General features: G+C 71.7%; 14 protein-coding genes. 3 read left to right on the plus strand and 11 right to left on the minus strand.

Going from position 1 to position 13,585, the window contains the following annotated elements; translation table 11 throughout:
- Positions 1-254 precede the first annotated feature (254 nt).
- Together ACIA3K_RS18645 and ACIA3K_RS18650 are read right to left on the minus strand one after the other, a co-directional pair.
- Complete coding sequence (locus ACIA3K_RS18645; RefSeq protein ID WP_396802448.1) at positions 255-461, minus strand: DUF397 domain-containing protein; 207 nt, start codon at positions 459-461, stop codon at positions 255-257.
- Positions 454-1,332, minus strand: coding sequence for a helix-turn-helix domain-containing protein (locus ACIA3K_RS18650; RefSeq protein ID WP_396802449.1), 879 nt, complete (start codon positions 1,330-1,332; stop codon positions 454-456). Before ACIA3K_RS18650 ends, ACIA3K_RS18645 begins: the two co-directional genes overlap by 8 nt.
- 505 nt (positions 1,333-1,837) lie before the next feature.
- Here ACIA3K_RS18650 and ACIA3K_RS18655 point away from each other — a divergent pair.
- Positions 1,838-2,065 carry a hypothetical protein gene (locus tag ACIA3K_RS18655; RefSeq protein ID WP_396802450.1) on the plus strand — a complete coding sequence of 76 codons (228 nt, stop codon included), beginning with the start codon at positions 1,838-1,840 and terminating at the stop codon, positions 2,063-2,065.
- Positions 2,066-2,203: 138 nt separating this feature from the next.
- Here ACIA3K_RS18655 and ACIA3K_RS18660 read toward each other — a convergent pair whose 3' ends face one another.
- The 7 genes from ACIA3K_RS18660 to pgsA form a co-directional block, all read right to left on the minus strand.
- Entirely contained in the window at positions 2,204-2,956 is a 753-nt protein-coding gene (locus tag ACIA3K_RS18660; RefSeq protein WP_139587604.1) for a YebC/PmpR family DNA-binding transcriptional regulator, read from the minus strand.
- Between the two features lie 258 nt (positions 2,957-3,214).
- Positions 3,215-3,817, minus strand: coding sequence for a pyridoxal 5'-phosphate synthase glutaminase subunit PdxT (pdxT, locus tag ACIA3K_RS18665; RefSeq protein WP_396802451.1), 603 nt, complete (start codon positions 3,815-3,817; stop codon positions 3,215-3,217).
- 62 nt (positions 3,818-3,879) lie between these two features.
- Positions 3,880-4,797, minus strand: coding sequence for a pyridoxal 5'-phosphate synthase lyase subunit PdxS (pdxS, locus tag ACIA3K_RS18670; RefSeq protein ID WP_357119612.1), 918 nt, complete (start codon positions 4,795-4,797; stop codon positions 3,880-3,882).
- A gap of 143 nt (positions 4,798-4,940) precedes the next feature.
- The gene (locus ACIA3K_RS18675) at positions 4,941-5,444 is read right to left on the minus strand and encodes a hypothetical protein (RefSeq protein ID WP_396802452.1); all 504 of its coding nucleotides are present in this window, start codon (positions 5,442-5,444) and stop codon (positions 4,941-4,943) included.
- An 83-nt stretch (positions 5,445-5,527) separates the two neighbouring features.
- Positions 5,528-6,688 carry a glycosyltransferase family 4 protein gene (locus tag ACIA3K_RS18680; RefSeq protein ID WP_396802454.1) on the minus strand — a complete coding sequence of 387 codons (1,161 nt, stop codon included), beginning with the start codon at positions 6,686-6,688 and terminating at the stop codon, positions 5,528-5,530.
- Positions 6,689-6,704: 16 nt separating this feature from the next.
- Positions 6,705-7,634, minus strand: a complete 930-nt coding sequence (locus ACIA3K_RS18685; RefSeq protein WP_396802456.1) for a phosphatidylinositol mannoside acyltransferase — start codon at positions 7,632-7,634, stop codon at positions 6,705-6,707.
- Between the two features lie 22 nt (positions 7,635-7,656).
- The gene (gene pgsA / locus ACIA3K_RS18690) at positions 7,657-8,286 is read right to left on the minus strand and encodes a phosphatidylinositol phosphate synthase (protein ID WP_396802458.1); all 630 of its coding nucleotides are present in this window, start codon (positions 8,284-8,286) and stop codon (positions 7,657-7,659) included.
- A gap of 251 nt (positions 8,287-8,537) precedes the next feature.
- Between pgsA and ACIA3K_RS18695 the strand changes: the two genes are divergently transcribed.
- Entirely contained in the window at positions 8,538-10,694 is a 2,157-nt protein-coding gene (locus tag ACIA3K_RS18695) for an elongation factor G-like protein EF-G2 (protein ID WP_396802459.1), read from the plus strand.
- A 563-nt stretch (positions 10,695-11,257) separates the two neighbouring features.
- Here the strand turns inward: ACIA3K_RS18695 and ACIA3K_RS18700 are convergent.
- On the minus strand, positions 11,258-12,316 hold the full coding sequence (locus tag ACIA3K_RS18700; RefSeq protein WP_396802460.1) for an aldo/keto reductase: 1,059 nt from the start codon (positions 12,314-12,316) through the stop codon (positions 11,258-11,260).
- 97 nt (positions 12,317-12,413) lie between these two features.
- On the opposite strand from ACIA3K_RS18700, the gene ACIA3K_RS18705 reads away from it, so the two are divergent.
- Positions 12,414-12,896, plus strand: coding sequence for a hypothetical protein (locus tag ACIA3K_RS18705; protein ID WP_396802461.1), 483 nt, complete (start codon positions 12,414-12,416; stop codon positions 12,894-12,896).
- 34 nt (positions 12,897-12,930) lie between these two features.
- Here ACIA3K_RS18705 and ACIA3K_RS18710 read toward each other — a convergent pair whose 3' ends face one another.
- Positions 12,931-13,443: an HIT domain-containing protein gene (locus ACIA3K_RS18710; RefSeq protein WP_355053448.1), complete on the minus strand. Its 513-nt coding sequence runs from the start codon at positions 13,441-13,443 to the stop codon at positions 12,931-12,933.
- Between the last annotated feature and the right edge of the window lie 142 nt (positions 13,444-13,585).

Below are 13,585 nucleotides of genomic sequence, written 5' to 3' on the forward strand. Positions count from 1 at the left end.
CGGGTATCGGGGGGTGGGAACTGATCCACCCCCCCCTCACCCCCCGCCCCCACACCACCTGCGGGCCACCCGAGACGGCGGCCCGGCGCGGACATCCGCGCCGGGCCGCCGTGCGTACGACACCGGACCGCTCGCCGTTCGGTGGCTCTGACCAGGGGGAAGGGCTTGGTGCATTGCGCTTGATCGACTCCAGTTCACGGAAGTGGGGGTGTCCAACGCGCAGGGACACCCCCACTTCCACGATGTCGAGTCGATCACGCGTTGGGCGCTACTCCGTCGGCCTTGGTGTGCGCCAGGAATGCGGCCCAGGCCCCCGGGGAGAAGGTGAGCGCCGGCCCTTCGACGTCCTTGCTGTCCCGAACGGCCACGACGCCGGGAAGATTGTCCGCGACCTCGACGCAGTTGCCCTCATTTCCACTACGCGTGCTCGTGCGCCAGCGGGCACCGGTCAGATCACTCATCGTAGGTCTCCTTGATCACTGTGCTCACCAGATCCTCCGACGCGCGCTCGGGCAGGGCAAGATCCCAAAGCGCCTGCCAGACCTCAGAGTACGTCTGGACCTCGGCCGCACGATCGAGGTAGAGGCCACCGGTCAGCGACTCGCTGTAGACCGTGCTGGGCTCGGCCGGCCGAGTGCCAACTGCCGGAAGATCGAGCAGGACAAAGGCTCCGGCCACGGATGCTCGGTGCGGACCGACCCCCAGCGGCAGCACCCGGACCGCGATGTTCGGCGCCTGGGCGGCGTTGACCAGGTAAGCGAGTTGCATCCGCCAAGCCTCGATGTCATCGATGGGTCGGCGGACCACGGCCTCGTCGACCACGACGTCAAGACGCGGTGCCGCAGGACTACGCCTGGTCAACAACTTCTGCCGCTGCATCCGTAAGGCGACCTTCTGCGCCACCTCCTGCGGGGTACGTCCGGGCTTGGTCTCGAACACCGCAGCCATGTACTCCGGGGTCTGGAGGAGCCCGGGTATGAGGGTCGGCTCGTACTGGCGGATGGCGGAGGAGGCCGCCTCCAGCCCCACATACAACTCGAACCAACCCGGGATCACCTCGTCATAGGCGTGCCACCACCCCCGGAACTTGCTCTCCCGAGCGAGACTGACCAACACCTCGGTCAACTCGGCAGACGTGCCGTAGAGCTGACACATCAAGACCACGTCATGGGTGCGCAGCGCAGTCTGGCCACTTTCCAGCCGGTACATCTTGGCCCGGGACCATTCGAGGTCATTGGCGGCAGCCTCAAGGTTGATTCCGGCTTCCTCACGTGCCTGGCGCAGAAGCCGGCCCAGTTGCCGCCGTGGAACTGACGAACCGACCTCACTCATCCGGCCTCCGGTCTCACCTCACGTGGCCTCTCTGTCTCATCTGGAACAGAATGACCGGCCAAACGAGACGGCGTCAATCTCGAAGCGTGGTTTTCGACATGAGACGTTGCAGATTGATGGTTGGACGCAGGATCGTGCCTGGTAGATGCCCTACTCGCATTGATCTCGGGAGGCAGGCGATGTGCCGTTGGAAGTGGTTTCACCGTCCAGACGAGCCGATCGACGTGGTGGAGCGGACCAGCTTCCCGGCTCGCACCGGGGCCTACCGGCTCACCACGCCGTCCTCGTCGAGAGGGAAGGGCGCGGCGTCGTCCCAGCGAGGTGATCGCGATGATGGGTGAGCAGCCCCGGCCGGAACCGCCGTTTCTCGTGACGATGGCGAGCTACGTGATCGACTTCCACCACCGCAACGTCTGCACCAGGTGCACGCCAGACGGTTCGTGCCCCCGCCTCGTCGAGGCGAGTGATCATCTCAAGGCGTGGCGCGACCGGAAATCCGACGGCCGTGCGGGCGGGTGATCTGTTCCAGGTCACCCGTGCGGCGAGTATCCAGTTCAGTCGACCGATCCTGTTCCGCGTCATCCGCGTGCTCGATTGGCCCACCTACGACGGGTGGGTCTGGCTCGACGGCTACGAGGTCGGACCGGGACTGGACGCGATCGCTCGACGATCGATCTTCGTACGGCCCGCCGGACTGCGACCGGTCGTCAGGTCGCGGGCAAGAGGGCGCTGACCCATCTCAGGCAGCTCAAGGCCGGGCCGAGCATTTGATCGACTCCGGTTCATGGAAAGCGGGGTGTCCGCCGCGTGCGGACACCCCGCTTTCCGTGAAGTCGAGTCGATCAAGCGCCCGGCGGACGGAGGCCGGAGCTCAGGCGTCGACGGCCGCCATGACGTCGTCGGAGACGTCGAAGTTCGCGTAGACGTTCTGCACGTCGTCGCAGTCCTCCAGGACATCGATCAGCTTGAAGATCTTGCGAGCGCCCTCTTCGTCCAGCGGGACGTTCATGCTGGGGATCAGGGAGGACTCGGCCGACTCGTACTCGATGCCGGCGTCCTGCAACGCCGTCCGCACCGGGATCAGGTCGGTCGGCTCGGAGACGACCTCGAACGCCTCACCCAGGTCGTTGACCTCCTCGGCGCCGGCGTCGAGGACGGCCATCATCACGTCGTCCTCGCTGGTGCCCTCCTTGGGCACGATCACCACGCCCTTGCGGGAGAACATGTACGACACCGAGCCGGCGTCGGCGAGCGAGCCGCCGTTGCGGGTCAGCGCGGTGCGCACCTCGGTGGCCGCCCGGTTGCGGTTGTCGGTGAGGCACTCGATGAGCATGGCCACACCGTTCGGGCCGTACCCCTCGTACATGATGGTCTGCCAGTCGGCGCCGCCGGCTTCCAGGCCGGAGCCGCGCTTGACGGCGCGGTCGATGTTGTCGTTGGGAACCGAGCTCTTCTTCGCCTTCTGGATGGCGTCGAACAGCGTCGGGTTACCGGACGGGTCGCCGCCACCGGTCCGCGCGGCCACCTCGACGTTCTTGATCAGCTTGGCGAACATCTTGCCGCGCTTGGCGTCGATGACGGCCTTCTTGTGCTTGGTCGTCGCCCACTTTGAGTGGCCGGACATCTTCTACCTCCGTCTGTCATTGCACGCCTGCGTCGACTGCCGCACCGATTCCGCGCCGCATCCGGCGATCCGGCGGCCGGTCGGCCCCGCGGGAAGTACCGCGCCGGGCGACGGCCCTGCCGAACCGCGGCAATCTTACCGAGGTCACACCCCGCCGTGTCACACCCGGGACCTGCCCGGGGCAGCGGCGCGGCGTCGGGGCCCCTCAGACCAACGGCCCGGGGGCCCGATCCATGCCCGCGCGGGGGCGTCGGCCGCTCAGGCGGTCCGTGCCAGCTCGACGAAGTACGCGTGCAGGCGCAGATCGCCCGTCAGCTCGGGGTGGAAGGAGGTGGCCAGCAGGTTGCCCTGCCGGACCGCCACGATCCGCTCGGCGGCCGGGCCGCCGGTCACCGTGCCGATCACCTCGACGGCCGGGCCGACCCGCTCGACCCACGGCGCCCGGATGAACACCGCGTGGAAGGGGTCGCCCGCCACGCCGGTGATCTCCACGGGCGCCTCGAACGAGTCGACCTGCCGCCCGAACGCGTTGCGCCGTACCGTCATGTCGATGCCGGCGAAACCGCGCTGGTCGGCGCGGCCGTCCAGCACCTCGGCGGCGAGCATGATCATGCCAGCGCAGGAGCCGTAGACGGGCATCCCGTCGGCGATCCGCTTGTCGATCGGCTCGCGCATCTCGAAGATGTCGACGAGCTTGCTGATGGTGGTGGACTCGCCGCCGGGGATCACCAGAGCGTCGACCGCGTCCAGCTCGCCCGCACGGCGAACCGGGCGGGCGTCCGCACCCGCCGCGGTCAGCGCCGCCACATGCTCGCGGACGTCACCCTGCAGGGCGAGGACACCGATGGTGGGTGCGTTCATCCTCACCGCTCCTCCCTTCGTTCGCGACTGCGGGGCTCGCAGGAGCGGCTCACTCCTCGCGCTCACCAACCGCGCTCGGCCAGGCGGTGCGGCTGGGGGATCTCGTCGACGTTGATGCCGACCATCGCCTCACCCAGACCACGGGAGACCTTCGCCAGCACGTCCGGGTCGTCGTGGAAGGTGGTGGCCTTGACGATCGCGGCGGCCCGCTGCGCCGGGTTACCGGCCTTGAAGATGCCGGAGCCGACGAACACGCCCTCCGCGCCGAGCTGCATCATCATCGCGGCGTCGGCCGGGGTGGCGATCCCACCGGCGGTGAACAGCACGACCGGCAGCTTGCCGCTCTCGGCGACCTCCTTGACCAGCTCGTACGGGGCCTGCAACTCCTTGGCCGCCACGTACAGCTCGTCGGCCGGCAGCGACGACAGCCGGCGGATCTCCTGGCGGATCTTCCGCATGTGCGTGGTGGCGTTCGAGACGTCACCGGTGCCCGCCTCACCCTTGGAGCGGATCATGGCCGCGCCCTCGGTGATCCGGCGCAGCGCCTCGCCCAGGTTGGTCGCGCCGCAGACGAAGGGCACCGTGAACGCCCACTTGTCGATGTGGTTCGCGTAGTCGGCCGGGGTCAGCACCTCGGACTCGTCGACGTAGTCCACCCCCAGCGACTGGAGGATCTGCGCTTCGACGAAGTGCCCGATGCGGGCCTTGGCCATCACCGGGATCGAGACCGCCGAGATGATGCCATCGATCATGTCGGGGTCGCTCATCCGGGACACCCCGCCCTGCGCGCGGATGTCGGCGGGCACCCGCTCCAACGCCATCACCGCGACCGCGCCGGCGTCCTCGGCGATCTTGGCCTGCTCGGCGTTGACGACGTCCATGATCACGCCGCCCTTGAGCATCTCGGCCATGCCCCGCTTCACGCGGGCCGTGCCGACAACGGGGGCGGTACCGGTGGTCGAGGCGGTGGTGTCGGACACGGGTCGGCGCTCCTAGAACGTGCGGTGGGCGGTGGCAGCGAAAATGCTACGCACGGCGCAACGCCGCTTCGACAGCCAATCAGGCCCCCGGTGGCCTGCTCTGTGGCCCCGCTCACGGTCCGCCGGCACCGCTTTCGAGCTGGTCAGCCGGCCGGCACGTCCGCCGGCACGACGAGCGTCGGATCGTCGATGTCGAAGTAGCGCGGCCACTGGTGACCCCGCCCCATCCGCAACAACCGCACCAGCGGGCGGCTACGCGCCGACCGGGCATCGCGGACCAGGTCGGTGTGCACCTGCCGGGACAACGCGAGCCGGCGGCTCGCCGCGATGACCGCCGTGCAGTCCGCGTCGGCCGGGTCCAACCGCACCGTGCGTAGCTGCCGGGTCAGGTCGTTCTCCGCCGCCTCCCGCTCGTCCGGGGCGGCGTCGAGCGCGATCCTGGCCGCCGCGTACAGCTCGACGCCGAACCGCCGCTCCGCCAGCACCGCGGCGGCCGCCGCCCGGCGCAACAGGTGAGCGTCGAGGGCCCGCGCCGCAAGCTCCGCGCGGGCCTGCAGCCGCTCGACCCGGCCGGCGGTCCAGATGAGGTACGCCGCAAGCACCCCCACGAGCACGCTCGCGGCCACCACCCACCACATGTGCGGCATCGTAGTGCTGCTCCGTTTCTCCTCCATCGCGCGCGTCGCCGCTCGTCACCGGCGTCACCAGGCGCACCATCGGTCACTCCGGCTCAGCCCAGCCCCACCCATTCCTGGTCGATGACCCGTCCGTCGGTCGCCTCGATCGCCGCTGCGTATACCTCCAGAACACGGCGGGCAACCATCGGCCAGTCGAAATTCGCCACCACCTGATCACCGCAGGCCGTCAGCGCGGCCCGTGCTCCCGGATCGTCGAGCAACTCGGACAGGGCGTCGCGCAGCCCCACCGCGTCGCCGGTGGGGAACAACCGTCCCGCCCGCCCACCGTCGAGCACCCGGCGGAACGCGTCCAGGTCGCTGGCCACGACCGTGGTGCCGGCGGCCAACGCCTCGGTGAGGATCATGCCGAACGACTCGCCGCCGGTGTTCGGCGCCACGTACAGGTGCACGCTGCGCAGCATCCGCGCCTTGTCCGGCTCGGAGACCAGACCGAGGAACGTCACGCGCTCCCGCAGCTCGGCGGGGAACTGGTCGTAGAGGTCGTCCGGGTCACCCGGGCCGGCGACCAGCAGCCGCAGGCCCGGACGGGTCGCCGCCAGCGCCACGAAGGCGTCGCGCAGCACCGGGAAGCCCTTGCGCGCCTCCGTGAACCGCCCCAGGAAACCCAACGTGCCGCCGGTGCCCGGCCCGCACTCCCCCGGCCACTGCGGCAGCGGCTCGGCGTCGGCGAACTTCGCCACCGCCACGCCGTTGGGGATCTCCACCGCGCCGCCGTCCATGTGCTCGACCTGCACCTTGCGGGCCAGCGCGCTCACCGCGATCCGGGCGGTGATCCGCTCCAACACGATCTGCAGCACGCCCTGCGCGGCCGCCAGCACCCGCGAGCGGGTCATTGCCGTGTGGAAGGTGGCCACCACCGGCCCGCGCGCCGACAGCACCGCCAGCAGGGAGAGGCTCAACGTCAGCGGCTCGTGCACGTGCAGCACGTCGAAGTCACCGTTGGTGAGCCAACGCCGGACCCGGGCCGTGGAGACCGGGCCGAACGCGATCCGGGCCACCGACCCGTTGTACGGCAGCGGCACCGCCCGCCCGGCGGACACCACGTACCCCGGCAGGTCGGCGTCCTCGTCGGCCGGCGCGAGCACGCTGACCTCGTGCCCGAGGGTGATCAGCGTCTCGGCGAGGTCCACGACGTGGTTCTGCACGCCGCCGGGCACGTCGAAGGAGTACGGGCAGACGATACCGATCCGCATGCGTCAGCCACCCCCTTCAGGACCGACCCGAGGTCGACGCCGGCAGGTCCGTGCCCCCCGCGCCGCGCTGGTCCAGCCACATCCGCTGCAACATGTGCCAGTCTTGCGGATGCCGGGCGATACCCGCCGCCAGACGGTCGGCGATCATCTGGGTCAGCGACCGGACCCGCGCGTCGAGCGGCCCCGCCTCCGGGCCGGGCACCGGCAACGGGCCGGCGAGCGACGCGCAGGCCCTGTCCTGCTCGTACCACATCGAGGCCACGTAGAGCGGCGCACCGGTGTGGATCGCGAGCAGCGCGGGGCCAGCGGGCATCCGCGTCTTCGCGCCGAAGAAGTCCACCTCGACGCCACGGGCCGACAGGTCCCGGTCGGCGAGCAGCGGCACGATCGCGCCCGAGCGCAGGCGGTCCAGCAGCACGTCGAACGCCGGACGCGGGCCGCCGTGGGTGGGCAGGATCTCCATCCCCAGCTTCCCGCGGAACGCCACGAAACGCTTGTAGAGCCCCTCCGGCTTGAGCCGCTCCATGACGGTGGTGATGGGCCAGCCGCTGGCGGCCACCCAGGCGCCCGCCGCGTCCCAGTTGCCGGCGTGCGGCAGCGCCACCACCGCGCCCCGGCCGGCGGCCACGTCGGCGGCCAGCAGTTCCGCGCCGTCGAGCCGGAACCCGGACAGGATCTGCGCCCGGCTCAATGACGGCAGGCGGAACGCCTCCATCCAGTACCGGGCGTACGAGCGCAGGCCGCGCCGCACGAGATCGTCCAGCTCGGCCTCGGGCACCTCCGGGCCGACGACTCGGCGCAGGTTGGCGCGCAGTCGAGTCGTACTCCCGCCGCCCTGGCGGTGCGCGCGGTCCGCGCCCTTCGCGAACGCCGCCGCCACCAGCGGCCGGGGCAGCGCGCGGACCAGCCGCCAGCCCGCGACGTAGCCCAGCTCGGTGAGGTTCACGCGGCCCGGCCGCCGGTCGCGCTCACGCCTGGCCGTCCGGCTGGAGCTGCTGGGCCTGGCGGTAGACGTGCGCCATGCGCTGTCCCACCGTGAAGATCGAGATGGCGGCCAACAGCCAGAGCGCGATCTCCAACGCGGGCTTGACGTGCAGCCCGGTGAGGATCCCGCCGACACCGACGATCAGCAGTCGCTCGGTGCGCTCGGCGATGCCCACGTTGCAGGTCATGCCCAGCCCTTCGGCACGCGCCTTCACGTACGAGACGAGCCCGCCGGCGGCCAGGCAGAGCAGCGCGGCGGCGACGCCCGAGTGGTCGCCCTGGGTGGCCAGCCAGTACGCCACCGCGCCGAAGACGGCGCTGTCGGCGACCCGGTCCATGCTTGAGTCGAGGAACGCGCCGAACCGGGTGGAGCCGCCGCTCATCCGGGCCATCGTCCCGTCGAGCAGGTCGGTCAACGCGAACAGAGTCACGATCAACGCGCCCGCGACCAGATGGCCGCGGGCACCGAAGCCGAGCGCGCCGACGAGCACACCAACGGTGCCCGCGACGGTGACGACATTGGGGGTGACGCCCGCGCGCAGTAGGGCGCGGGCAATCGGCTCGACGACGCGGGTCATCCCCGCGCGGGCCGACACTTGGAAGATCTTCGCCATGGCGGTCCCCACGATAACGGTCCGCGCAGCTCCGGCCATAACGCCGGTCCCGACGACCCGCCCGGGGCAGGCTTGTGTGTGTCCGGCAACGGGTGTGAGATCGAGCCGGGAGGTGAGCCAGCTCACCCGTCCGCCCGTGGATTTCTCACCGGGCAGCAGACCACCGGAGGATATCGCCGCGCACTCGCCCCGGGCCGCTTCCACCTCGCGCGGCGGTCGCCACCCACCACCGGCTGAGGGAGGTGCGCCCCATGGCGCAGAAACATCAGGACAAGGGGGCCGCCGGCGGCACGCCGGTGGTGACCGAACCCGCGCGGGTTCGCAACGTGGCGCTCGTCGGGCACTCCGGCGCGGGCAAGACCACGCTCGTCGAGGCCCTGCTCGCCGCGACCGGCACGATCGGCCGGGCCGGCAGCGTCGTCGACGGCACGACCGTGGGCGACCACGACCCCGCGGCGGTACGCCAGCAGCGCTCGGTGAGCCTGTCGTGCGCGCCCCTGCTGCACGACGGCGTCAAGGTCAACCTGCTGGACACGCCCGGGTACGCCGACTTCGTGGGCGAGCTGCGTGCCGGTCTGCGGGCCGCCGACGCCGCGCTGTTCGTGGTCTCCGCCGCCGGCGGGATGGACTCGGCCACCGTCGCCCTCTGGGAGGAGTGCGCGGCGGTCGACATGCCGCGCGCCGTCGCGGTGACCCGCCTGGACGCGCCCCGCGCCGACTTCGACGAGACGGTCGCGCTCTGCCAGCGGGTCTTCGGCGACAACGTGATGCCCCTCTACCTGCCGATGCTCGGCGACGACGGCATCTCCACCGAGGGACTGCTCGGGCTGATCACCCGCCGGGTCTTCGACTACACCGCCGGGCTGCCCGCCGACGTTCGCGACCCGGACCCGGAGCACCAGCGGGCCATCGACGAGTCCCGCGACGAGCTGATCGAGGGGATCATCGCCGAGAGCGAGGACGAGACCCTGATGGATCGCTACCTCGACGGCGAGGAGATCAGCACCGAGGTGCTCATCGACGACCTGGAGAAGGCCGTCGCCCGGGGCCATTTCTACCCGGCGGTGCCGGTCTGCGCCGAGACCGGCGTCGGCCTGGACGCGCTGCTGGAGTTGCTGACCGCGGCGTTCCCGTCACCGCTGGAGCACGAGCTGCCAGCGGTCACCGGGGTGGACGGCTCGCCCCGCCCGCCGCTGACCTGCGATCCGGACGGCCCGCTCGTGGCCGAGGTCGTCAAGACCACCGTCGACCGGCACGTCGGCCGCGTCTCGCTGGTCCGGGTCTTCTCCGGCACGCTACGTCCCGACGACACGGTGCACGTCTGCGGGCACGGCATGGCCGAACGCGGGCACCCCGACCACGACGCCGACGAGCGGGTCGGGCACCTCTACACGCCGCTGGGCGCCACCCTGCGCGAGGTGCCGCACTGCGTCGCCGGCGACATCTGCGCGATCACCAAGTCGCCCAGCGCGGAGACCGGCGACACGGTGTCGGCCAAGGACGACCCGCTGCTGATCGCGCCGTGGGAGATGCCGGAGCCGCTGCTGCCGGTGGCGATCGTCGCCCGCAGCCGCGCCGACGAGGACGCCCTCGCCCGCAACCTCGCCCGGCTGATCGCCGGCGATCCCACCCTGCGGCTGGACCGCAACCCCGAGACCCATCAACTGGTGCTCTGGTGCATGGGCGAGGCGCACGCGGACGTCCTGCTGGACCGGCTGCGCTCCGGGGGCGTCGAGCTGGACACCGAACCGGTGCGGGTGTCGCTGCGCGAGACGTTGACCGCCCCGGCGCGGGGGCACGGCCGGCACGTCAAGCAGTCCGGCGGCCACGGCCAGTACGCGGTCTGCGACATCGAGGTCGAGCCACTGCCCCGGGGCGCCGGCTTCGAGTTCGTCGACCGGGTCGTCGGCGGCGCCGTCCCGCAGAACTACATCCCGTCGGTGGAGAAGGGCGTCCGCGCCCAGCTGGAACGCGGACTGGTCGCCGGCCACCCGGTGGTCGACCTGCGGGTCACCCTGGTCGACGGCAAGGCGCACAGCGTCGACTCCTCCGACGCGGCCTTCCAGACCGCCGGAGCGCTGGCGCTGCGCGACGCGGCCGAGCGCGGCCAGCCGGCCCTCCTGGAGCCCATCGACGAGGTGACCATCCGGGTGCCGGACGGCTCGGTGGGCGCCGTGCTGGGCGACCTGTCCGCCCGGCGCGGCCGGGTGCTCGGCACCGAGCCGGACCCGGACGCCGACGGCCGCACACTGGTCCGCGCCGAGGTGCCGGCCCTGGAACTGCTGCGCTACACCGTCGAGCTGCGCTCGATGACGGCCGGCACCGGCACCTTCCGCCGCCACTTCGTCCGCCACGACCCGATGCCCACCCATCTGGCCGACCAGACCCGCAAGGAACACACCCCGTAACACTCCGCTCCCGCCGACCCGCGTTTCGGCTGGCCCGGTCGCCCGCGTGCCGTCTCTGACGGCTGCCGGCCACGGGCGAGCCGTCGCGAGCGGGCGGAGGGGCGCCCTAGGTGTTCGCGTCCTGTCGAGCTGCCCCATATTCGGGACACCGCAGCGGAGGAGGACGGCCGACGAGGAGCGCATCCGCGCGCACATGGCGGGTGGGTCGCGGCAGGCCGAGGAGCTGTTCGGTTGTCCCATATCTGGGGCAGCTCGACAGGAAGACACCAGCACGGACCAGGCCGGCGCAGGACCACGCCGGCACCAGACCACGCCGGCACCAGATCCGACCAGCACCGGACCAAGCCGCCACCAGACCACGCCGGCACCAGACCACGCCAGCACCAGATCCGACCAGCACCGGACCAGGCCGCCACCAGACCACGGTGGCACGGGCCGGCGCGCGCGGCACCGCCCACCCGCCCGCGTGATCGGCCGGCGCCGCACGCGGCGGCCGGCCACGGCACGCGGCGGCACGCCGCGACGGCTGGACAGGCGTGCGCTCTGGGCGCGGCGAATTGGGGTCAGGGGTGGGTCTGGGGGTGGGTGGGGCGGGGCCAGTGGGGGCGGTCGGCGTCGCGGAGGGCCGCCGTGCGTAGGGCGGCTAGTTGGCGTTCCACCTCGACGAACTGCTCCGCCGGTAGCGGGCCGCGGTGCAGTGCCGCCGCGTTCTCCTCGACCTGGGCGACGGTACGGCAACCCGGGATCGGGATGGTCCGCCCGCTGCGGGCCCAGATCCAGCCCAGCGCGCCCTGGGCGAGGGTACGACCGTCGGCGGTCAGCGCGGCACGGACCGCGCCGACCCGGCGGAGCCATTCCGGCGCCGGCCGGCCACCGCGGAACCACTCCAGCCAGCCCGGCGTCAACCCGCGTACGTCGTCGCGGGGCAGCGTGGACGCGGCCGTGTACTTGCCGGTGAGCAGCCCCATCCCGAGAGGCCCCTGGTCGATGCTGGCCAGGTCGTACTTGTCGCAGACGGCGAGCACCTCGGGGGCGTCGCGCAGCACCGACAGGGCGTGCTGCACGGCGGCGGCGCCCGGGGCGGTCGACCCGAGGGTGGCGGCCCGGTCGGCGCGGTCGGTGCTCCACCCGTACGCCCGGATCAGGCCCTCGGCGACGAGATCCTCGCAGGCGGCGAACAGGGCCTCCGCCCGGTGCACGGGCAGGTCGGCCAGGTGGAGCTGGTAGAGGTCGATCCGGTCGGTGCCCAGCCGGCGCAGCGAGGCGGTGACGGCCCGCCGCAGGTACGCCGGTGACGCGTCCTCGCCGGTGGCCTGCCGGGTCGCCTCGTTGAACGTGTAACCCCACTTGGTGGCGATCACGGCGTCGTCCCGGCGGCCGGCGAGCGCCCGGCCCAACACCCGCTCGCCGTGCCCCGCGCCGTACGTGTCGGCGGTGTCGAAGAGGGTCACGCCCAGCTCGAGCGCGCGGCGTATGGCCCGCACCGACTCGTCGTCGTCGACCGCGCCCCAGCCCAGCGGCTGACTGCCCTCCGCCCAGGGGCCGGCGATCGCCCAGCACCCCATGCCGAGGGCGCTGACCTCGATGCCGCTGCGCCCCAACATCCGTGTCGTGACTGCCATCGGCCGATCGTGCCACCTCCGACGGGCCGGGGCGTAGCAACCACGGACGCGGAAACGCGGTACGCGTACGCCGTCGGCGTACGGCATGATCGTCGCCATGCGACGGCTGGGCGTGGACATCGGCGGGGTGCTCATCGAGCCGGCCGACGACGACGCCGACACCTCCTTCTTCGGCGCGCACTACCTGCGTACGCCCATGGTCGAGGGCGCGTTCGACGCGCTCGCGGCGCTCGGGCCGACGTTCGACGAGGTGCACCTGGTCTCCAAGTGCGGCGAGTCCATCGAGCGGCGGACCCTCCAGTGGTTGGCGCACCACGACTTCACGGCCCACACCGGGATCCCGGTCGAGCGGATGCACTTCTGCCGGACCCGTCCGGACAAGGCGCCGATCGCCCGGCGGCTCGGCCTGACCCACTTCGTGGACGACAAGCTGGAGGTGCTGGGCTACCTCGACTCGGTGCCGCACCGGTTCCTGTTCCGACCTCGCCCGGCGCAGGTCGCCGCGTACGCCGCGTTGCTGCCGCTCGTACACCGGGTGGAGAGCTGGCCGGAGCTGGTGCCGCTGCTGCGCGCCGACTAGCCGGCCCGGCGCGGACGCCGCGCGGGCGGCGCGGTCAGGACGGCCAGGCGCGGGCGAACAGGTCGCGGGTGTCGTGCAGCAGCTGCGGCAGCACCTTGGTGCGGCCGATCACCGGCATGAAGTTCGCGTCGCCGCCCCAGCGCGGCACCACGTGCTGGTGCAGGTGGGCGGCGATGCCGGCGCCGGCGACGCCGCCCTGGTTCATGCCGAGGTTGAAGCCGTGCGCGTTGCTCACCTTGCGGATCACCCGCATCGCGGTCTGCGTGTGGGACGCCAGCTCGACGGTCTCCGCCTCGTCGAGGTCGGTGTAGTCGGCGACGTGCCGGTAGGGGCAGACCAGCAGGTGCCCCGGGTTGTACGGGTAGAGGTTGAGCACCACGAAGACGCGCTCGCCGCGGGCCACCACGAGGCTCTCCTCGGCGGGCAGCCCGGGGGCGAGACAGAAGGGGCAGCCGGTCGGCTTCTCGTAGCCCTCGGCGGGGCGGTCCTCACCCGAGATGTAGGTCATCCGGTGCGGCGTCCAGAGCCGTTCCAGGCCGTCCGCCATGCCGCCGCTGTCCGTGTCTCGCTCCGCCCCTGTCACGAGCCGATCCTACGGAGCCGGGCCGGCGGGCCGCGACACCCGTGACCGGAAACTCGCTGCTGCAACTTCTTGACGGAGTCGAGACTCAGCCGTGAAACTTCCATTC

Source organism: Micromonospora sp. NPDC051543, assembly GCF_044454415.1.
Taxonomy (GTDB): domain Bacteria; phylum Actinomycetota; class Actinomycetes; order Mycobacteriales; family Micromonosporaceae; genus Micromonospora.